The organism is Mucilaginibacter sp. L196, from assembly GCF_009765905.1.
Lineage (GTDB): Bacteria > Bacteroidota > Bacteroidia > Sphingobacteriales > Sphingobacteriaceae > Mucilaginibacter.
In genome coordinates this window covers 406,392-427,604 of sequence record NZ_LMUO01000006.1, presented here as the reverse complement: position 1 = coordinate 427,604, position 21,213 = coordinate 406,392, and the positions used below count along the sequence as shown (strand labels likewise).

Below are 21,213 nucleotides of genomic sequence, written 5' to 3'. Positions count from 1 at the left end.
ATAAACGAATCGTCATTGTCTGAACCTGAATTTATTGAATTAAAGAATTTTCAGAATTCAATAAATTCTAAAAACTCGAGTTCAGACAACTTCATCTGCACATTTGCATATTCGCACATTAAATAATCTGTAACAAAAGATATCAATCGTTTGTCATAAAAACAACGTACATCATAACAAAACAATTTTACCGTTATAATCTTATATTTGTACGCTTAACTTAATACAATGGGAGAACTATTAGACTTTCTGATAATTATAATCGCAGTATTATACCTGATCAGAGTGGTAGTGCGTATGTTGTTGCCTATGCTTTTTCAAAAAGTTGTGAATAAAGCGCAACAACAGCAACAAAACTATCAGCAAAATTATACAAACACTAAAAAACCCGAAGGCGTAAAGGTTGATTATATACCACAAACTCCAAAAAGCAAGATCCCTGATTCTGAAGGTGATTTTATTGATTACGAGGAGATAAAATAACATGCTGCCGCCCGAGCTTTATAAACGCAGGCATTACGGTACGCCGCAATCTATACTGCTTCTTATTGCAAATTTTACGGTATTTACGGTATCGGTTTCACTTTTTGCAAGCGGAAAAACTGTAAATAGTTTTTTTTGGGTGGCGATGGGGCTGCTTGCTATTTACAATTTTTTCAATATCCGTAAGGATCGGGAGGAATACAACCGCTTTCGCATAATCGCTTATGTGCTCAGCATTGTAATCATGATAGCGCTATTCTTCATTTTTCGTGCTAAAGCATATTAATTAGCCCGGGTAACATAATTGAAAAACCATGTCATTGCGAGCGACGAAATTGTCTGAACTCGAATTTTGGGAATTTGTTGAATTTTTAGAATTCTGGAAATTCTTTAATTCAATAAATTCAGGTTCAGACAATGACGATTTGGCTTTGTGTTTACCGGAATTAATTATTTTTTCTATTGCCTTCCGAATCGAAAATGGTTTTTAAATAGACGTTCGTAAAAATCAATGATAATATTGGCACTAGTAATAATGAAATAATAAAAAGAATAGTGAATGCTGCTTTATTAGATGGATTAATAATTATTATAATGATTTTTTGCGCTATTAGTATAAGGCTCCCAATAAATAAATATTGGGCAAACTTTTGATTGCCTTCTTTCCAAGTATCAATATTTCTCATTGATAGATTTGTTCTAGACCCATAAGATGAATTGATTTTAGATGGAGGGAATTTAATGATGACTATACTTAAAATCAACAATAAACTACCCATTATAAGTTGAATTGTGTTATAATCCATATTAAGCAATAACTGTTAATGTAATATTATTAAAAAAAAACTTTCATCCGCACATCTGCATATTCGCACATCTGCACATTAATTAAATTTTTCCTCCATCATTTTTTCAAGTGCAAACATTTCGTCGCGCAATTTGGCGGCTAACAGGAAATCCATGTTTTTGGCTGCCGCGAGCATTTCTTTTTTAGTGTTTTCTACGGATTTTTTCATATCGGCTTTGGTCATGTATTGAACAATAGGGTCTGCCGCCAGGGTTATCATTTCATCCTCAATATAAGCTTTTTGCACACCACCTTTAAAGTCCATTACAGATGTTTGCTCAATAATTTCTTCGCGGGATTTGCCTACGGTTGTTGGTGTAATGCCATTTTCAGTATTGTAAGCAATTTGTTTATCGCGGCGACGGTCGGTTTCTTCCATTGTTACCCGCATAGAATCAGTGATCTTATCAGCATACATAATTACCCGGCCACGATCATTTCGGGCGGCACGGCCTATGGTTTGTATCAATGCACGTTCCGAACGCAGGAAGCCTTCCTTATCCGCATCTAAAATAGCTACTAATGATACTTCGGGTAAGTCTAAGCCTTCGCGCAATAAGTTGATGCCTATTAAAACATCAAACTCGCCAAGGCGTAAGCCTCTTAATATCTCCACTCTTTCCATCGTTTTTACTTCGGAGTGTATGTAGCGACATTTGATGCCGAGGCGGTCCATGTATTTGGCCAATTCTTCGGACATGCGCTTGGTGAGCGTGGTGACCAACACACGATCGCCCATTTTAACGGTTTTATCTACTTCTTCGAGCAAATCATCCACCTGGTTAATTGCCGGGCGGACTTCGATCATCGGGTCCAATAATCCCGTTGGGCGTATCACCTGTTCAACCACCACACCTCCTGATTTTTCCAACTCGAAATCTCCCGGCGTTGCGCTTACATAAATAGTTTGCGGCGCTAAACTTTCAAACTCCTGAAAGTTTAGTGGGCGGTTATCCATGGCAGCAGGCAAACGGAAGCCATAATCAACCAATGATATTTTGCGCGACCTATCACCGCCATACATGGCCCTAACTTGTGGTATGGTTACGTGGCTTTCGTCAATCACCATCAGGTAATCCTTTGGGAAATAATCCAGCAAACAGAACGGCCTTGCACCCGGTTGGCGGCCGTCAAAAAAGCGCGAATAGTTTTCGATGCCAGAACAATAACCGAGTTCTCGTATCATTTCGAGATCGTAATTAACCCTTTCTTCCAAGCGTTTTGCTTCTAAGAAACGACCGTCGTCAATAAATTGTTTTTTGCGGGTTTCCAGTTCCTCCTGTATCGCCCATATGGATTGGATGAAACGTTCGCGCGGGGCAACGTATAGGTTGGCGGGATAAACCACCATGTGTGTCATTTTTTCGATGGTTTTGCCGGTGCCTACATCAAATGTGCTTAATTCCTCAATATCATCCCCAAAGAAAGAAACACGGTAAGCGTGGTCCATATAAGCAGGGAAAATATCAACTACATCACCTTTAACCCGGAAAGTTCCGCGTTTAAAATCGGCTGTGGTGCGGGAGTATAAGATCTCCACCATGCGGTGCAGGAAAGCATTGCGGCTGATGCGTGTACCCACCGCGAATTTGAATACCGAATTAGCAAAATCCTCGGGGTTACCCATACCATAAATGCAGGAGATGGACGATACCACGATTACATCGCGCCTGCCCGACATCAGGGCCGATGTAGTGCGTAAACGGAGCTTTTCAATCTCCTCGTTTATCTGTAAATCTTTTTCAATATAGGTATTTGATGAGGGAATAAATGCCTCGGGCTGGTAATAATCGTAATAGGAAACAAAGTAGTTTACCGCGTTCTCCGGGAAAAACTGCTTGAATTCGCCGTATAGTTGTGCGGCAAGTGTTTTGTTGTGACTTAATATCAACGTAGGGCGCTGCGTTTGCTGTATAACGTTGGCAATGGAAAACGTTTTACCAGAGCCTGTTACACCTAATAGCGTTTGAAATGTTTCATTATTATTCACACCTTCAACCAACTGCCGGATCGCTTCGGGCTGGTCGCCGGTGGGTTTGTATACTGACGTTAAATTGAAATCCATAGACTTTTATAAAGGTACAAAATAGTGCTTAGTTAATCAGTTACCAGTGGTTAGTTTACATTATGATAACGCTTTCGGATTTGTAATGTTCCGTTTGATTTTTGCAAAGTAAATGAGGGGGAGTGACATCTGTATGTCAGTAGGGGGAATTAAAAATTGGAGAGGTTACTCACCCCGACTACGCTTCGCTGGTCGACCCTCTCTTCGCCTGAGGCGGAAAGAGGGTAAGAAAAGGGTTTTTGCCCTCTTTCCTGCGAAGCAGAAGAGAGGACAGGTTGAGCGGCTGAGCGAAAACCGGGTGAGTCGATGCGCCAATGTGTTAACGCCGTTGACTCACCCCGACTGCGCTATACTGTTCGACCCTCCTTCGTCTGCGACGGAAAGAGGGTAAGAAGATTATCATACTATTTGTTTTTTTTGAAGGATTGATATTTAACGATCATTAATTCAATCAATAAGCCATCTAAAATTGTACCTATAGTACCACCAGCGAAGAATACACCCGGATTTGATAAAGAATGATATATATATCGGTGAATAAATATGCAGGATAAAAGATTAAGTGTAGCACCCATCCGGCAAGTAAAAAAGGCAGTTCGTTCCCTGTGCCGGTTTCTTCATAGGCAAAGTATACAAAGAAGGCGAAAATTGCTACGGAAGCTATTGTTGAACATGATATTAATAACCGTATGTAATTTATTTTCAAGTTGTAGCTTTGCATGGTTACCCAATTCCGTATTAACATTATGGTATCGGGATCTAATATATAGAATTCAAAATGAAACACTACCGCCACATTTTCTTCGACCTTGACCATACCATTTGGGATTTTGATAAAAATGCCGAGGAAACTTTACAGGAGCTTTATGTGATACATGGGCTGGATAAAATAGGGCTAACCTCGGCTGATGCTTTTATTGAAACGTATACCCGCAACAACCATAGCCTATGGGCGCAGTACCATATGGGTAAGATTACCAAGGATTATTTACGTGAGGCAAGGTTCAGGACTACATTTTTGGATCTGGGTGTTAAGCCGGAGTTGATACCGGTTGGTTTTGAGGATGAGTACGTGAAATTATGCCCTACCAAAACTAATTTATTCCCGGATGCGCATGAGGTGTTGACTTATTTGAAAAGAAAGTATACCATACACCTGATCTCGAACGGGTTTAAGGAATCGACAGAAATAAAGATTGCCGGAAGCAATATCAGTCATTATTTCGACCAGATTATTATATCAGAAGCGGTTGGGATTAATAAACCCAACAAAGCCATATTTGAGCATGCCCTTAACCTGGCCGGAGCTGTAAAGGATGAAAGCATTATGATTGGCGATAGCATTGAGGCCGACATCCGCGGAGCGTTAAATTTTGGTATGGATGCCATTTATTTTAACCCAATGCAATTGCCTAAGCCTGATGATGTGCCTGCGCAGATAAATAACCTGAAAGAATTAATTGGCCTCCTGTAATCAGGAAAAGGCCATGTATGTATTCAAGTTGGTTTGCAGCTGATTGGCTTTGCTTAATAATGATTTATTAAGTATGAATGCATCGGTATTTATAGGCTTGCTGATTAATTTGTCTTTGTATATATCTTTAAACCGGGAGTATTTCAGCGACAGATGCCAGTGGGTTTTTAGGAAGGAGCAAATATGATCGTCTTTAGTATTTAGCAATGAATAATTGATCATTACGTAAGCAGACTCAGGCAGCGTTTTAATGTTTTTCAGGATCTCTTCGTTGTAGGCAATCCAGATCTTTAAATAATCTTCGGCCTTTTGATTGTATAATTTTTTCAGCCTGCGTTTTCTGCGGAGAACATTCCATACTAACCTGTCGAAATAGCCGCGCGCTAAGTATTTCTTTTCAATAAATACAAAATCACGCTGTAATAATGAACTTACTACTGATTGGTAATCCCTTACCACAATCAGGTAGCGGGCATCTGGTAATAGTTCTTTATAAGTATCTAAGAATAGACAGGTACGAGGGTCTTTCCAACCCCACTGCGGGTAAAGCGCGTTTTTAACCCTGATAACGCTTTTTAACTTTTCGCGGTGATATAACGATACATCAATATTATGCTCATCAGTAAGCCCGGTTGGGGGCAGGTGATTGTCGTTTAGTATCTCTTCGTGTAGTTTTAAAAACTCAATATCTTCGTAATGCCCGTCTACATTTCCAACTCCGGCTGGTAAAAAATTTTCGCCCAACTGTAAGCCGCACTCGCTTAACCAATGTGTAATTAGCGATGTGCCTGAACGGTGCATTCCCGCGATAATTAAAGTTTTATTTTGCATAATCGGTTTTAAAATGAAACATTAAATTTTTATCAGGCTTAGGGGCAGCATGACATTTCTTTGACTATAATAAATGAGAAAAGTTTAATCTCATTCTAATAAGTTTGTAAAAGATCATATTGATCCAAAACTAAATTATATATGCTAACGGATTTGTAACGTGTTGATTACAAATTGGTTTGTAACTGTTTCATTACAATTATAGACTATTAAATCCATGGATTTAATAGTCTATAATATTGAAAAGTCTGGCTATCAAGGAATAAATGCCAACCTGACGGATGATCAGCGGTTGGCATTTATGGGATTGTAATATTGAAGATTATTTTTTTAGGCCGATTTCGCGTAAGCGTTCGTCTAAATATTCACCGGCTGTGGTATCAGTGTATTTTTTAGGGTGTGCTTCATCAATGCATGATGGTAGGCAAGCCAAACTCATTCCCGATTTTGGATGCAGGAAAAACGGTACAGAGTAACGTGAGTTTTTCATCTGATCTTTCGGTGGGTTAACCACACGGTGCGTAGTTGATTTTAATTTGTTGTTGGTTAAACGCTGCAGCATATCGCCAACATTTACTACCAAATCCTCGCCAAAAGCAGTAACCGGGAACCATTCATTATCACGGGTTAACAGCTCCAGGCCATCAGCACTTGCGCCAATTAATAGGGTGATCAGGTTAATATCCTCATGGGCACCTGCACGTACCGCGTCATCAGGCAAAGCATCCGGATTAGTTATCGGGAAATAGTGCAGCGTGCGGAGTATGGAATTGCCTTCTTTAACCTTATCCTCAAAATAATCTACAGGCAGGTTAAGGTAAGTAGCTATGGCGCGTAATAAATGTATACCGGCCTGTTCAAGCCTTTTGTAAACTTCCTGCGTGGTTATATTAAAGTCGGGTAATTCGGTTACGAAAATATTATCCGGGTAATCCGCTTTTAATGGCGAGTCGTTACTTACGGTTTGGCCTATCTGCCAAAATTCCTTCAGGTCCGGGGTTTTAAAACCTTTGGCAGTTTCCTTGCTTTTGCCGGTGTAGCCACGCTGACCTGCAAGATCAGGTATTTCGTATTTTAGTTTGGTGTCTTCGGTGAGAGCGAATAACGATTTTACCTCTATATAAAGCTTGTCTATTAAAGCTTTGCTTAAACCGTGGTTTGTAATGGTTACAAAACCTGTCTCGTTAAAGGCTTTTCCAATTTCGTCAGAAAACTGTTTGCGCTCCTGGTCGGTGCCATGTATATAGGCGTTCAGATCGAGCCTGGGTATGTTTACTTTATTCATAACTATTGCCTGATAATAGATGGTTTATTTAATGAGGTAAATTATACTACAATTATAAGGCATATTAAAATACGTATGAAGAATTTTTAATAACATTTAAAACATTTATTAATTTAAACGTTTACTACATGTTAAGTATTGAAACAAGATTGTTACAAAAGAATATAATCACATGAAAACTTTAAAAGGAGCCCTTACGATAAGCATGTTCTCGCTTGCGTTTATGCTGTTTATGCCTAATAAGGGTAAGGCACAGGACGGATATATATCAGACCAGGAATTTTATGATCAATTAGCACCTTATGGTACCTGGGTACAGGATGATTATTATGGGGATGTTTGGATACCTAATGTAGATGAGGACTTTAGGCCGTATGCCACCAATGGCTACTGGGCACAAACAGAATATGGCAATACCTGGGTATCAGATTATCCATGGGGCTGGGCAACCTTTCATTATGGCAGGTGGCATTTTGATGATTATTATGGATGGGAATGGATACCGGGCCACCATTGGGCACCAGCCTGGGTTAGCTGGCGCCATGGCGGTGGTTACTATAGCTGGGCACCGTTAGATGCAGGTATATCCATCAGCATATCAATAGGTGGTGGTTATAATGCGCCCAATAATTACTGGGTGTGCGCGCCTGAACGTTATATGAACAGCCCGCGGATATACAATTATTATGCACCGCATACCCAGGTGGTAAATATTATACGTAACACCACTATAATTAATAATACCTATGTGTATAACAACCAAACGTATGCAACAGGCCCGCGCCCTGCAGATATTCAGCGTATTACACGCCGACCGGTTACTGTTTACAAGATTAACAATGCCAGCAGGCCCGGCGCAGCAAGTGTGGGGCATAATGCTATAAATATTTTTAGGCCGGCAGTTAACCAAACCGCTAATGCACGCCCGGCAAGGGTGGTAAATGCCCAGGCTTACAGGCAGGCAAACCCCAATGCAGGCATAGGCAGAGCAGGTGGCGTGGCAAATAATCGTGCTAACGCGCAAAAATTAGCAACGGTTGCACACAGCACCAGGCCTGATACAAAATTTGTAAATGTACACCCTGCGCCAATACAAAGTAAAGTTGGACCTGAAAATGGCCGCCCGGCACAAGGTGGTGCCAGGCCATCCCTGCCTTCAAATACCAGTGCACCGGGAAGAAATCAGGCTCATGGGCCACAAAAACAGCAACAACCAGCGGCAAATAATCGCCCGGCAACCAATGCGCCTAACAGGGGGCAGCAACCAGCTGTTGTAAAACCAGCTCAGGAGGCGCAGCATCAGCAACAAGCACATCAGGGTCAACAACAGGCGGAACAAAAGCAACAACAAGCCCGTCAGGTTCAGCAACAGGGGCAACAAAAGCAGCAACAGGCTCGGGAGCAACAACAGCAGGCTCGTCAGGTACAGCAGCAGGCGCAGCAAAAACAGCAACAAGCTCGTCAAGTTCAACAACAGGGGCAACAAAGACAACAACAAGCTCAACAGCAGCAGCAAAAGACTCAGCAACAAGCGCAGCAAAGGCAGCAACAGGCCCAACAACAACAGCAGGCCCGTCAACAGCAGCAGCAAGCTCAGCGCCAACAACAACAGGCTCAGCAGCAACAGCAAAGAGCGCAGCAGCAACAACAACAAGCGCAGCAAAGGCAGCAACAGGCTCAACAACAGCAACAGCAAGCCCGCCAACAGCAGCAAGCTCAGCACCAGCAGCAGCAAGCACAACAGCAGCAGCAAAAGGCTCAACAACAGGCACAGCAAAGGCAGCAGCAAGCTCAGCGTCAGCAGCAACAGAAGCAACGCCCGCAGCCTAAGCCCCAACAACAGGATCAGCATTAAGCGAATCCTGATAACAGTGTTAGCATAAGCGCTGAATAAAATTGAATATCCCAAACCTGTAATATTATTTATAGGTTTGGGTTTATTGTTTTATATGAAATTGATTTGTTTTTATAGATGGAGTGCATTTGCACTTTTAGTGGCATTGATGCCGGTATTCAGCTGCGGACAAAGTGTTAAAAATGATAATGCTAAAAATGCTAATGGAATTGTTTTTATTGAAAACTCATGGATTGAAGCTTTGCACCAGGCCCAATTACAAAATAAATACATTTTTGTTGATGCTTATGCTACCTGGTGCGGGCCGTGTAATTTGTTAAAGAACACCACCTTTAAGGATAAAAAAGTAGCGGAGTTTTATAACCAAAACTTTATAAACCTATCGATGGATATGGAGCGTGGGGAAGGGCCTGATCTGGCTAGTCAATGGGGGATAACTGCTTACCCTACTTTAATCGTTTTCGACGCTAACGGTAAACCGGTTTTTGGTACGATGGGTTATATGGGGGCTAAAGATCTGATGAAGTTTGGGAAGCAGGCTTTGAGTAAAACTGCTAATTAGGTGTGGTAATATGCTGTTAGAATGCAGATAGTAAATTAGACTTAAGTTTGAGCATAGTAATAATCAAATATGCAATAAGTGATTAATCGAAAAATGAAAAAATTTAATGGGCGCTCGATTATTTGGGTTTGTTTACTTGTAGTTTTTTATGCTGCATCAAGAATGATTTACACTGCAATACATGACCCTCAAACCACTACAAAAACCCAAATAAGAAGTTATGATAATTTATTTGCCAAACAAATACAAGGTCAATTACGATTTTATTCAACTATAATAAGCGAACATAGGCAACCCGAATCACTTTACATTTACAATGGTAAATATCACATTATTGTTTATAGTGTACTGCTATCACATGCTTTAAAAATTGGAAACATTGTTAACTATACCAATGAGAGTAGTAGGATTAATATAAATGCCATTTATAATGATCGTTTTGGGCTTAATTATGAAATGAATATAAGAGTAGGTAATACAGACACAATATCAAAAGTAAATTTTAAGTTTGATGGAGATTTAATTAAACCCATTGCCCAAAACGACAGTTTACTTTGTTATTACTACAAATTTAAAACGTTTTCTTTAAGCTATAATAATCAAGATGACACGTATGACATTATTGCTAAGGCCAATGATTCGGCAATCCCCGCAAATATAGAATTCATAAGGAAGGGCAAAATATTATATATATTAATATTAACCACGGCTAATGGGACGGAACAAATGCCACCTGAGTTATTATATAATATTACAAACGTTTAGAAGGGCAAATCAGTTGTAGAAACCTGGATGTATTAGTAATGTGAGTTACAGGATTGGCTATGAATTAATATAAACAGGGCACATCAATATATTTTTGAGAAATTTTTAGCATAAAAAAGGCCGAAACACTCTCGCAGTCTTTCGGCCTACATCTACCTATGAAAACAACCCTTTTGTAAGGGACGCTGATATTAATTCAAAGGCAATGCCAATTGCCCGAAATGTTAGTTTGAACCGGGTACCTTGTTTGTTAAGCAACAGATTGTTTTTGCGTGTAGAATTCCTACCAGTTGTTTGGGAAATTTTTTACACAAATTGGGAATATAGGAATTGAAAATACTACGTTAAATATACCGCGTCTTCGTCGCCGTTTTCGGTTAAAAAAACGTCAACACGCTCTTTTAAAACGGTAGATAGGGCCATGCCTGCGTAATCAGTAGTTATCGGAAAATTCTTGTGGTTACGATCAATCAAAACAGCGGTACGCAGCTTTTTTAAACGCACATCAATAAATACCCCAAAGCCATAAGCCAGTGTTTTGCCTGAGTTTAGCACATCATCCACCAAAATAACCGCTTTATCTTTACAGTCATCTACATTAAAATTAATGTTTGATTTAAGGCTGCTGCTTTGTTTATCCAGTTCGATGGTTAGTAGCTTACTTTTAAAGGGCGCTATCTGGTCTAATATCTTCTTTAGGCGTTCGGCAATGTGGTTGCCACGTGGTAAAATTCCTGCTATCAGTATTTCTTCCTCGTCAAAATTATCCTCCAAAATCTGGTAGGCAATCCTGTCGATCTTTTGCTGCATTTGATGCTGGTTAAGAATAAGAAGTTTTTTATCTGACATGATACTTTAGTTGAATGTTAGAAGTGATTTTAATATTCAAATATATTTAACGGCTAAGGTAGAAATTAAGTTTTAAAGCATAAAGTGAGAATTGAATGGCGTAGAAACACACCCCTGCTGCCGCAAGTCTTTCGCGCCCTCTCGAGAGGGGAATTTGAAAATTTTCTTAATCTTTAACGTACGGGAAAAATACAAAGTTGGCGCCTTCGGGTACTATCACAAAAATGCACATAAAGTCTTCGGGCTTTTTATAAGTATCAATAAAGCGTTGTTTAAGCTCTTTTTTGATGATGCCACGCTCCATGAACTCTTCCAGTGTTGAGGCATTGATGCTCCAGTCGCTGTTGATATCGTCTTTATCCAATATCATTTCGCCTAAGGCTACTTCATGCTGGTGGGCTACGAAGATGGGGTATCTGGATAATCCTTCTACCATAATTTCAATAGCCACTTCTCGGATTGATTCGTTAAATAGCTTCAAATCTATCTCCAGACTTAAAAGCGGGCTTTCCTTGTCTTTTCCGTTATTATCGTTTAGCAGTTCTTCGGGTTCCATATTGTCTGAACCAGGATTTAACGGATTAAACCGATTTTCCTGATGTTTTGCAAATTTACTAATCTATTAATTAACTCTAAGTTGTCTGAACCAGGATTTATAGGATTAAGCCGATTTTCCTGATGCTTATAAAATCAATTATTTCTAAGCATTAACAATACCACATTTTCTACGTGCTGGGTATGGGGGAACATATCAACCGGTTGAATTTTAACCGTGTCGTATTTCTCTTTTAGTACCAGCAAATCGCGGGCTTGTGTGGCGGCGTTGCAGCTTACGTATACAATTTTTGGCGCTTCAATTTCCATCAGGCGGGCAACCACATCGGGGTGCATGCCTGCGCGCGGTGGGTCGGTGATGATCACATCTGGTTTGCCATGTTCGGCTATAAAGTCGGCTACCAAAACATCCTTCATATCACCTGCATAAAATTTGGTATTGGTGATGTTGTTGATGGCGGAGTTTATTTTGGCATCTTCAATAGCGGTTGGTACATACTCAACCCCAACAACTTCTTTCACCTGGCTGGCAATAAAGTTGGCTATTGTTCCGGCACCTGTGTACAAATCATAAACCAGTTCGTTACCGGTGAAGCCTGCAAAATCGCGGGTTATCTCGTACAAGCGCTTTGCTTGTGCCGAGTTGGTTTGATAAAACGATTTCGCGCCTATACGGAAACGGATTCCGTTCATTTCTTCGTGGATATATTCCGGCCCGCGGAAAGCGATAACCTCCTGATCAAAAATGGTGTCGTTCTTTTTTAGGTTGACGATGTACAATAGCGAAGTTATTTGCGAAAAAGTATCGCCAACAAAATTCATCAGTTTAGTAATCTCTTCCTCGGTAGGGTAGGCAAAAACCACGATCACCATCAATTCGCCGGTTGATGAGGTGCGGATAATTAGGTTACGCAAAGCACCTGCATGGCCTTTTAAATCGTAATAAGAATAACCCTCGCGTTTAGCAAACTCATCAATGCTGTTGCGGATAGCGTTTGACGGATCGGCCTGTAAGTAGCAGTGGTGTACATCCAAAATTTTATCAAACCTGCCGGGAATATGGAAACCCAGGGCATCCATATTGATATTATCATCTGGTTTGGCCTCACCATCCATCAGCCAGCGTTTGTTGCTGAATGTGAACTCGAGCTTATTGCGGTAATATTTATCCTCGGGCGAAGCCACAATAGGCATCATCCCGGTTATATCAATTTTAGCTAAGCGGGTTAAGGCATCTTCAACAGATTTTTGTTTGAACTTTAACTGTGCGTCGTAGCTCATGTGCTGCCATTTACAGCCGCCGCAGGTGCCAAAGTGTTCGCAGAAAGTTTGCACCCGATATTCGGATGCTCTTTTGAGGTTGAGGATACGGCCCTCGCCGAAATTCTTTTTGCTGCGGTAAACCAACACATCGGCAATATCGCCGGGGATGGCTTTCTCTACAAAAAGTACAAATTCGTCGGTTTTGCCAACGCCTTTGCCCTCTTCGGCAATGTCGATTATCTCAACGTCTTCAAAAATTTTATCGGGTTTGTTTCTGTTACCTCTGCTCATAAAGCTGCAAAGGTAATATTTTGATTTAGGACTTTGGAATTTCGATTTCGGATTTGATATACTGAGTAAACTGCTTTGTAAGCTACAGACATAAAACGCCTAAATAGGCAATGCTTAATTATCGATAATTCTATCATAATTTGTTTTCTTTTGGCGCAATTGATTGCGTTTAAGGAAAAGTTCGGTTAATGAATTAATCTCTGTATTAACCACTTTATTAACCGTTTTGTTAATACCCAACACCTATTCTTGCTAAGCGAAATCCCAGATACGCGCTAAACCAGCTTTATATAAAGCAAATAATAATAAACCAATTCACTAACCTATAATTTATGAAACAAACCTTTATTATGAAAAAACTGATCTGCACTTTACCGCTTACCTTATGGTTTGCTTGTATGGGCTGCGCTAAACCTTACCACATGCCGCCACCGCAAACATTAAAACCGGTACCAACTACTAAACCCGTGAATTTTACACTAAGCGATGCCAGTACCGCTTATACTGCTTTCAACAAATATTTTTATAATCCTACTGCAAAGCTTTATTACAGTACTACCGACAAAAGTGCACTGGGTGCTATATGGACACAGGCCATTTACTGGGATTTGGCGATGGATGTTTACCAGCGTACAAATGATACTGCCCAACTTAAAATGGTAACTGATATATACGCGGGCGGAGCAAATCAATATGATAACTATAACTGGAATAATACTACCACGTGGTTTATTTATGATGATATGATGTGGTGGGTTACTGCTTTAGCCAGGGCCAATCAGCTTACAGGAAATGCGGCTTATCTGCAAAATTCAATTGCGGGGTTTAACCGTGTATGGGCTGGTTCATACGACCCGGTTGAAGGGGGGATGTTTTGGGATTTTGTGCATAGTGGCAAAAATGCATGCATTAATTATCCCACAGTTATAGCAGCTGTGCGCTTGTATCAAATCACTAAGGATACCAGCTATCTTGTAAAAGCAAAATCAGTATACGCGTGGGCAAGGGCAAACTTGTTTAATGCAACTAACGGTGAGGTAGCCGACCATAAGATAGGTGATGGCGCCCCGGGGTATCAGGATTACACGTATAATCAGGGCACTGCTATCGGCGCCGGGGTTATGCTTTATAAAGTAACTAATGATACTTCTTACCTTGCTGATGCTAAGCTGGCTGCCAATTATACCCAAAATAGTATGTGTGTTAATGGGATATTACCTGCCGAAGGGGATTTTAATGAACAAGGTGTGTTAAAGTCTATTTTTGGACAGTATATAATGATGCTGATAAATGACGGGGGGCAAAAACAATATTTACCATGGATACAGCAAAATATTAATACAGGCTGGACCAATCGCGATAAAGCCCGCAATTTAACATACCGGTCTTATGCGGTTGCATGCCCAACGGGTGAAATACAATCGTACGAAGCGAGCAGTGTGGTAACAATGATGCAGATTTGCCCGCCATCTAATTGATTTCCACAATTGCGCTCATTTGTAACGTGTGCAAGTAAGGTAATATTACAGCAATGACGTGCGTGGTGGTTAATACTTATGACTTTCCGCGTTAGGGAAAGAAACGGATACCGGCCAATCGAGGGCCTTTACGCTTAAGTACTCGTGCAGTATAAGCGTACAGCCCGGGCCGGAGGTAACACCCTAACCTTCATTTTAAAGCCACCAATTGTTTGAATTATACAAGCATTGGTTTGATATGCACAAGCTATTACTCACAACATAAGCTGACATTTGTATCATGAAAAGTAAGATGATGAACGCAAAAAAAGTATGGTATGTTACCGGCGCATCAAAGGGTTTAGGCTTGTCGCTGGTGAAAAAGTTATTGGCTGAGGGGTATAGGGTTGCGGCTACTTCGCGGTCGGCTGCGCAACTGCTGGATGCTGTTGGTGTGAATGAGGATTTTTTGGCTTTGGAGGTTAACCTGGCTGATAATGATTCTATCTGGGAGTCGGTACAAAAAACGTATAAGCATTTTGGTAGTATTGATGTGGTGGTGAATAACGCGGGCTACGGTATTGGCGGCGCGGCAGAGGAATTATCGGACAAAGAAATTAAGGACAGTTTTGATATTAACGTTTTCGCGACCATTAATGTGGTGCAGCATGTGCTGCCGTTTATGCGTGCGCAGGGTTCGGGTAGTATTATTAATATTGCCTCGATAGCGGGTTTCGCGGCAGCTACAGGTTGGGGTATTTATGCGGCTACCAAATTCGCGGTGGTTGGTTTTAGCGATGTATTGGCTGAGGATGTGCGTGATTTAGGCATTAAGGTAACGGTTGTTGCGCCGGGTGCTTTCCGTACGGAGTTTTTGAGCGGAGAGTCGCTGGTGGTATCTAAAAATAAGATAGATGCTTACCAATCGGTTAGGGATTCGCATGCGCGTTACCAAACCATGAATGGCGTGCAGGCAGGCGACCCGGATAAAGCGGCTGAAGTTTTTATAGCTTTGGCTGAAAACCCCAACCCGCCGGTACGTTTGTTTATGGGGACAGATGCTTACAACAGGGCTAACGCGAAGTTAGAGTTGATAAAATCTGAATTAGAGCAATGGAAGGAATTGTCCTTCATTACTGATTTTTCGGGTTAATTGAGGAAAACAAGTGTCATTTCGACCGTAGGGGGAAATCTTCTGCGACTTGTATTTGAAGAAGATTTCTCTCTCGTACCTCGTTCGAAATGACAATGGGGATAAAGAGGGATTTATCACCAAATTGTTTTAATTTAGTAATATGGCAATCACAGAAACCCTCGAAGAATTTTATCAGTATAAATTTGATAAAATGCCTTGCGACCTGAATATGGACACGGGGCATTTTAATGTTTTCAATATGGACGATACCCGCAAAAGCGGGGTCACGCCTAAATATGCACGGCGCGATTTTTATAAGATTTCGCTGCTGCGTGGTGAAAATATTTTTCATTATATGGATAAGAGCGTGGAAGTGTCGGGTTCGACACTGATGTTTTTTAACCCGTTGGTGCCTTATAAATTTGAACGGGTTGACGAAGAGAGTACAGGTTACTTCTGTATTTTTAAGGAAGCCTTTTTCAGCGACCATATCCGTAGCCAGGTTAAACACCTGCCTATGTTTGTGCCGGGTGCGAAGGCGACTTATAGTTTGAGTGCTGTGCAGGATGAGCAGATCACCGAGATCTTCAAAAAAATCACCTCGGAGATTGCCAGCGATTACCCTTTTAAGTATGACCTGATCCGCAGTTATATTATGGAGATGGTGCATTTCGCGCTAAAAATGCAACCATCAGAAAGTTTATACCAATATGCTGATGCCAATGCACGGATAACCGCTGTGTTTAATGATTTGCTGGAGCGGCAGTTCCCGATTGAATCAACTTCGCAACAGCTAAAAATGCGCTCGGCGAAGGATTATGCCGAGCAGCTTTGTGTGCATGTGAACCACCTGAACCGCGCCATCCGGGCTACCACCGGCAAAACCACTACCGAGCTTATTTTTGAGCGGATAGTGATCGAAGCCAAAGCTTTATTGCTGCATACCAACTGGAACATTGCCGAGATCAGCAATTGCCTTGGGTTTGATGAGCCCGCTCACTTTAATCATTTCTTTAAAAAGCAAACCAGCGCTACGCCATCTTCATTCCGGTTGTGACCCGCTAATTATGCTGATGAGGTAATTGATCGCCCCCGGCGAATGTAATGCGGCTGTCGATTCTAAAGTTATGGCCGCGATTTCGGATGCTCTTTTGCGCATTTGCTTTTCGTAAGCGGCAATCGCTGATTTGGTATCGGTATAGCTATCGTTCAATAAACATTCTGCTAATTCTACTGCATCCAACATAGCCATGTTCACACCTTCACCGGCGTAGGGTGGCATCAGGTGGGCGGCATCGCCCAGCATAGTTAGATTTGGTAGGGCTTCCCAGGTTTGGTCGAGCGGCATGCAGTATTGGGGGCGGGGAATGAATTTGGGTTCGGCGTTTTCAAATACTTCCTGCCATACTTCATCCCATCCTGTAAATTCCTGTTTGAACCAGGCTAATACCTGCGCTTTATCGTTAAAATCTATCCCGCTATTCTTGCTCCAGTTTTCGGTGGAATTAAAGCCCGGGTAAAAGGTCATGCTGCCATCACCTTTGGAGCTTACGATGAATGATTTAGAATCGCCCATGGCAAATATTTTGCCATCATTTAGCAGCTTATAAATTTTAGGACTGGCTACTTCTGCGTTGTAAACCGCACCTTCAATGGCGGTCATCCCGGCAAAGAATGCTTTGATGGGGGTGATATAAGGGCGGATTTTTGAGTTCGCGCCATCGGCACCAATTACAATATCTGCAATGGCGGAAGTCCCGTTTTTAAAATGGAGTTTCCAACCATTGCCTTCTGGGGTTAACGATACAAAATTGCTATCCCAAACTACCGTATCGGGCTGTAATGATTCGAGCAGGATTTTGCGGAGTGGGCCACGATCAATTTCTGGGCGGTTGGTTTCTTCGCGTGGGGTGGCATCATCATCCCACAAAATATTGGCATCTTTATCGGCTATGCGCAGGGCATCCGCGCCGGGGCGGTAGTTGGCATTGAAGGCGTCCATTAGCCCGGCTTGATGTAATGCGTGTAAACCTGATTCTTCGTGCAGGTCGAGCGTGGCACCTTGTACACGGGCATCTTTGTTGAGGTCGCGGTCGTACACTTTTACGTTGGCACCATTCATCTGCAGCAGGCGGGCAAGGGTTAAACCACCAGGGCCGCCGCCTACTATAGCTATTGTTTTATTGTTGATTGAGCTCATTGCTTTTATTTTTTAGGTATGAGGATGCCTTGAGTTACTGCCTCGCAGCATGCTAAAATGGTTTCGGGGGTGATGATTTGTTGGGGGCGGGTTTGGTAGTCGAAATACTCGGCAACCAGATCGAGTATTGGCGAAAATAACAGTGCCCGGTGTATTTCCTGCGGGAAATCTTTAATAATACCAGCCTCTACATTCAACGTTAAAAATTGGTGTATCGGCCCAAAAAAATCCCCTTCCTTAATATTCTTTTGCTGAAAGGCGCGATTTAATAAAGGCGATGCTTTGCCATGTTGCAGCAGCGCGAAAGCATGGCGGTTATTGATCAGATAATTAAAACCGTTTAACCAAAGTTTCTGCACGCCTTCCGCGAAGGGCGCAGCGGGATCGAAATTCTTTAATATCGCTTTTTCGTATGCGCCTAATACTTCTTCAATAAAAAGCTTTACCAACAGGTCTTCCTTGTTCTCGTACTTAATATAAATGGTACGGGGCGAAATGCCTGCGGCCTTAGCCAGCTTTTGCATGCTAAGGTTTTCCAGGCCTTCATCGGCTATGATTTGCAGGGCGATGCTGCGGATGGCTTCTTCTTTTATTAGGTTTTTAGGGCGCATGATACAAAAGTAAGTAAACGTTTGCTTACTTACAAAATATATTTCTGTCGTGCCTATTAGGGAAAGCTTTTGGGAAGGAAATTTAATTATCAGACTTGGTCTTTATCGCGTCCCACTCGTACCTTTTTTGTTAATACCTATTAGCGTAACGTCAATAGGATCACCGGGATTAATTTTTACGTTGATGGAGCCATCTTTATTAAGAGGTACCAATCCGTATGATGGTGTGCTCATGGATTATTTATCATTTACCGCCGTATTGGCAACAGACGGGCTGATGAGTGGTTTGAGTGTAATAATAGTCAGGTTAACGGCTATTACGGTTAAAATAATTTTGGTGTAGGTGTCAGTTTTCATGCGTTTGTTTGTTGAATAAGGTTAAGGTATAAATATAGGATTACTTGCTTTGTTAGTCAAGTTTTGGTTAAACTAGAATCTATTAAAGCCCCGGCACTAATTATTATAGGCGACCGGGATGTTATAGAACCAGAGCACTCCATCGAAATGCATAGGCCGCTAACCAACTCAGAATTAGCCATAATCCCAGGCGTACACGGTGAGTATATCGGGGAAATAACAACACTAAAATCCGGCTCTAACGAGGCAAGATATTACGTCAAGGCCAATCCAAAGATGGGTCGACGGTTCAATTTGATACCAGCACGTTAACTTCGGATATGTATTATGTGCATATTATTTATGGTAGCACTGTAATTGAGAAAAAAGTGATTGTATCGCATTAAAATTTACATATTAAACCCTGTCACCTAGCCTTCATTACTATCCCCACAACCGCAAGCGTCCCGCTTGTGGTTGTGGGATTTTTTTTGCATCGTTATAATTGCTTTGCATATTTACCACAAGCGGGACGTATGCGGTAGCAAAGCTCAGTTATTAAAGGTGCTTTAATGCTTAAAATTATAATGATAAATATTAAATTGAATTGTGAACCGTTCTATAGTTTCGCGATTAAGCCCTAACCTGAAAGTATTGAAAATAAAAATATTTTACACCTTAAAACTATTGCTGCTGATCACATTATTTGGATTGGCTGGTAAATGCGCTTATGCGCAGGATAAATTTGGCGGGCGGATATTTGAGAACCACACCCGGATTGCCCTGGGCGGTATTGTAGTAGAAAATTTAAGATCGCAGGAGAAAACGGTTTCTGATGCTAACGGAATATTTGTTATCGGTGCAAAAATTAGCGATCTGCTTTTGTTTAGTGCAGCAGCTTATCATAATGATACCCTGTATATAGCCAACCTAAACTACCTGTATGTATTCCTTAATTTGAGAAGCAGGAACCTGAACGAGGTTGATGTAACGCAGTCGGAAATTAAAACAGGTAAGCTTACATTGCCGGAGACTACAGGGCCGCTTAATAGCAAAACTGTACTATACCAAACTGACGACGCTGTAAAAAATAATGTAGGTGGCATAAAAATTATGCTGAATGACTCGAAAGGCTATCAAAACAAAAAGTTAAAGCAACAGCAGATTGGTATTGATGAAGCGGAAAAAGATAGGATCGCCAAGATCTTTAGCGATGAAAATATACAGCAGTATGTGCCTATAAAAGGGCAGGAACTTCGGAATTTCATTATACTTTATACCCCGGACCTCAAGACTTATAACAGCAGCGGTTTTAATTTGATCTTGTACCTGTCATCTTCATACAAAGCGTTTTGCAAGATCCCGGTTGAGAAGCGACAATCGGCTGATTTTTTAAAGATTAGTGGTAAGTAGCTGTGGCGGTTAGATGAATTTGCGATACTACAAAGTGAGTTGTCATGCTGATTTCTCGAAGCATAAGCGTAAAGGCCTGCCCGCATACTTCGAGAAATCAGTATGACAGCCACCCCGCGTTAACATTTATCAAAATTATTGCGAGGAACGAAGCAATCTATATGCTGTACAGGGGAGTCTGCAAACTCGCTCTGCCTTTGTAGAGATTGCTTCGTTCCTTACAGCAATGACAATGGTGTTTAATTTATGAACTTTTGGGGGTTAAAAGCTGATATTTTGTTGAAAAATGGCAAAAAAATGATGTGAAACGGGTGTTTTTTGATGTTTTTAGGGCTTAAATCGAGTGTTTTTAGGCTAAAAATAGCTTAAATAGACGAGTAAAAACGGCCTTTTTATGGTTGTTATGGACGTTTTTGGGTCTAAAAGTGTACCAATTGTACCAGGTGTTTCATATGTGCCGTGGTACAGTACGGGCGCTTTTGGTCGCTTATAGAACACACCCCCTGCCTCTCTCGAGAGGGGAACTTGCCTTTATTTGATAATTTTTACGGGTTTTTTGTGCTCATCGATAGCTACCAGGGCGAAGCTGCCGTGTACGGCGAGTTCGCGGCCTTCGGCATACATTTGCTCTATGTAAATCTCTACGGTTACCTTGAGGCTGGTGTTGCCTACATGGGTTACACGGGCCACAAGCTCCACAAAGGTGCCTGCCGGGATGGGCTTCTTGAAGTCGATCTTGTCGCTGCTTACGGTAACCATCACCTGCCTGCTGAAGCGTGTGGCGGCAATAAAGGCAACTTCATCCATCATGCGCATGGCTTCGCCGCCAAACAGGGTATCGTAATGGTTGGTGGTGTTGGGGAAAACGGTTTTAAAAATGCGGGTTTCGGATGCGTTGATTCTTTCTTCTAAAGTCATGATACAAGTTTAATAAAA

General features: G+C 41.5%; 21 protein-coding genes. 10 read left to right on the top strand and 11 right to left on the bottom strand.

Annotation, left to right across the window (positions count from 1 at the left end; all coding sequences use genetic code 11):
- Positions 1-228: 228 nt before the first annotated feature.
- Positions 229-483 carry a DUF4834 family protein gene (locus GSQ74_RS02910; RefSeq protein ID WP_158989858.1) on the top strand — a complete coding sequence of 85 codons (255 nt, stop codon included), beginning with the start codon at positions 229-231 and terminating at the stop codon, positions 481-483.
- 1 nt (position 484) lies between these two features.
- Complete coding sequence (locus GSQ74_RS02905; protein ID WP_158989856.1) at positions 485-769, top strand: hypothetical protein; 285 nt, start codon at positions 485-487, stop codon at positions 767-769.
- Between the two features lie 160 nt (positions 770-929).
- On the opposite strand, the gene GSQ74_RS22960 is transcribed toward GSQ74_RS02905, so the two are convergent.
- The gene (locus GSQ74_RS22960) at positions 930-1,262 is read right to left on the bottom strand and encodes an SdpI family protein (protein ID WP_371724286.1); all 333 of its coding nucleotides are present in this window, start codon (positions 1,260-1,262) and stop codon (positions 930-932) included.
- Between the two features lie 105 nt (positions 1,263-1,367).
- Entirely contained in the window at positions 1,368-3,395 is a 2,028-nt protein-coding gene (gene uvrB, locus GSQ74_RS02895; RefSeq protein ID WP_158989852.1) for an excinuclease ABC subunit UvrB, read from the bottom strand.
- Positions 3,396-4,173: 778 nt separating this feature from the next.
- Between uvrB and GSQ74_RS02890 the strand changes: the two genes are divergently transcribed.
- The gene (locus GSQ74_RS02890) at positions 4,174-4,869 is read left to right on the top strand and encodes a YjjG family noncanonical pyrimidine nucleotidase (protein WP_158989850.1); all 696 of its coding nucleotides are present in this window, start codon (positions 4,174-4,176) and stop codon (positions 4,867-4,869) included.
- Here GSQ74_RS02890 and GSQ74_RS02885 read toward each other — a convergent pair whose 3' ends face one another.
- Together GSQ74_RS02885 and GSQ74_RS02880 are read right to left on the bottom strand one after the other, a co-directional pair.
- The gene (locus GSQ74_RS02885; RefSeq protein WP_158989848.1) at positions 4,870-5,700 is read right to left on the bottom strand and encodes a sulfotransferase; all 831 of its coding nucleotides are present in this window, start codon (positions 5,698-5,700) and stop codon (positions 4,870-4,872) included.
- Positions 5,701-6,022: 322 nt separating this feature from the next.
- Entirely contained in the window at positions 6,023-6,985 is a 963-nt protein-coding gene (locus GSQ74_RS02880; RefSeq protein WP_158989846.1) for an isopenicillin N synthase family oxygenase, read from the bottom strand.
- A 172-nt stretch (positions 6,986-7,157) separates the two neighbouring features.
- Between GSQ74_RS02880 and GSQ74_RS02875 the strand changes: the two genes are divergently transcribed.
- The 3 genes from GSQ74_RS02875 to GSQ74_RS02865 all read left to right on the top strand — a co-directional run bounded on the left by GSQ74_RS02875 (position 7,158) and on the right by GSQ74_RS02865 (position 10,167).
- Positions 7,158-8,840 carry a DUF6600 domain-containing protein gene (locus GSQ74_RS02875; RefSeq protein ID WP_158989844.1) on the top strand — a complete coding sequence of 561 codons (1,683 nt, stop codon included), beginning with the start codon at positions 7,158-7,160 and terminating at the stop codon, positions 8,838-8,840.
- Between the two features lie 94 nt (positions 8,841-8,934).
- The gene (locus GSQ74_RS02870) at positions 8,935-9,402 is read left to right on the top strand and encodes a thioredoxin fold domain-containing protein (protein WP_254060795.1); all 468 of its coding nucleotides are present in this window, start codon (positions 8,935-8,937) and stop codon (positions 9,400-9,402) included.
- A 93-nt stretch (positions 9,403-9,495) separates the two neighbouring features.
- Positions 9,496-10,167 carry a hypothetical protein gene (locus tag GSQ74_RS02865; protein ID WP_158989842.1) on the top strand — a complete coding sequence of 224 codons (672 nt, stop codon included), beginning with the start codon at positions 9,496-9,498 and terminating at the stop codon, positions 10,165-10,167.
- 339 nt (positions 10,168-10,506) lie between these two features.
- Here the strand turns inward: GSQ74_RS02865 and GSQ74_RS02860 are convergent, their stop codons facing one another.
- The 3 genes from GSQ74_RS02860 to rlmD form a co-directional block, all read right to left on the bottom strand.
- On the bottom strand, positions 10,507-11,016 hold the full coding sequence (locus tag GSQ74_RS02860; RefSeq protein WP_158989840.1) for a phosphoribosyltransferase family protein: 510 nt from the start codon (positions 11,014-11,016) through the stop codon (positions 10,507-10,509).
- A gap of 166 nt (positions 11,017-11,182) precedes the next feature.
- Positions 11,183-11,572 (bottom strand): hypothetical protein, encoded by a 390-nt coding sequence (locus tag GSQ74_RS02855; RefSeq protein WP_158989838.1) that lies wholly within the window; start codon positions 11,570-11,572, stop codon positions 11,183-11,185.
- A gap of 134 nt (positions 11,573-11,706) precedes the next feature.
- On the bottom strand, positions 11,707-13,125 hold the full coding sequence (gene rlmD, locus GSQ74_RS02850) for a 23S rRNA (uracil(1939)-C(5))-methyltransferase RlmD (RefSeq protein ID WP_158989836.1): 1,419 nt from the start codon (positions 13,123-13,125) through the stop codon (positions 11,707-11,709).
- A gap of 332 nt (positions 13,126-13,457) precedes the next feature.
- Here rlmD and GSQ74_RS02845 point away from each other — a divergent pair, with 332 nt between their 5' ends.
- The 3 genes from GSQ74_RS02845 (at position 13,458) to GSQ74_RS02835 (ending at position 16,774) form a co-directional block, all read left to right on the top strand.
- Complete coding sequence (locus GSQ74_RS02845) at positions 13,458-14,603, top strand: glycoside hydrolase family 76 protein (RefSeq protein WP_158989834.1); 1,146 nt, start codon at positions 13,458-13,460, stop codon at positions 14,601-14,603.
- A 280-nt stretch (positions 14,604-14,883) separates the two neighbouring features.
- Complete coding sequence (locus GSQ74_RS02840; RefSeq protein WP_254060794.1) at positions 14,884-15,735, top strand: SDR family NAD(P)-dependent oxidoreductase; 852 nt, start codon at positions 14,884-14,886, stop codon at positions 15,733-15,735.
- A gap of 142 nt (positions 15,736-15,877) precedes the next feature.
- Positions 15,878-16,774 (top strand): AraC family transcriptional regulator, encoded by an 897-nt coding sequence (locus tag GSQ74_RS02835; RefSeq protein ID WP_158989832.1) that lies wholly within the window; start codon positions 15,878-15,880, stop codon positions 16,772-16,774.
- Here the strand turns inward: GSQ74_RS02835 and GSQ74_RS02830 are convergent.
- The 3 genes from GSQ74_RS02830 to GSQ74_RS22845 all read right to left on the bottom strand — a co-directional run bounded on the left by GSQ74_RS02830 (position 16,760) and on the right by GSQ74_RS22845 (position 18,762).
- Entirely contained in the window at positions 16,760-17,917 is a 1,158-nt protein-coding gene (locus tag GSQ74_RS02830) for an NAD(P)/FAD-dependent oxidoreductase (RefSeq protein ID WP_158989830.1), read from the bottom strand. The genes GSQ74_RS02835 and GSQ74_RS02830 overlap by 15 nt on opposite strands.
- A 5-nt stretch (positions 17,918-17,922) precedes the next feature.
- The gene (locus GSQ74_RS02825; RefSeq protein ID WP_158989828.1) at positions 17,923-18,528 is read right to left on the bottom strand and encodes a TetR/AcrR family transcriptional regulator; all 606 of its coding nucleotides are present in this window, start codon (positions 18,526-18,528) and stop codon (positions 17,923-17,925) included.
- Positions 18,529-18,630: 102 nt separating this feature from the next.
- Positions 18,631-18,762, bottom strand: a complete 132-nt coding sequence (locus GSQ74_RS22845) for a hypothetical protein (RefSeq protein ID WP_256366252.1) — start codon at positions 18,760-18,762, stop codon at positions 18,631-18,633.
- A 711-nt stretch (positions 18,763-19,473) separates the two neighbouring features.
- Between GSQ74_RS22845 and GSQ74_RS02820 the strand changes: the two genes are divergently transcribed.
- The gene (locus GSQ74_RS02820; protein WP_158989826.1) at positions 19,474-20,277 is read left to right on the top strand and encodes a hypothetical protein; all 804 of its coding nucleotides are present in this window, start codon (positions 19,474-19,476) and stop codon (positions 20,275-20,277) included.
- 531 nt (positions 20,278-20,808) lie between these two features.
- Here the strand turns inward: GSQ74_RS02820 and GSQ74_RS02815 are convergent.
- Positions 20,809-21,195 carry an acyl-CoA thioesterase gene (locus GSQ74_RS02815; protein ID WP_158989824.1) on the bottom strand — a complete coding sequence of 129 codons (387 nt, stop codon included), beginning with the start codon at positions 21,193-21,195 and terminating at the stop codon, positions 20,809-20,811.
- Positions 21,196-21,213: the final 18 nt, after the last annotated feature.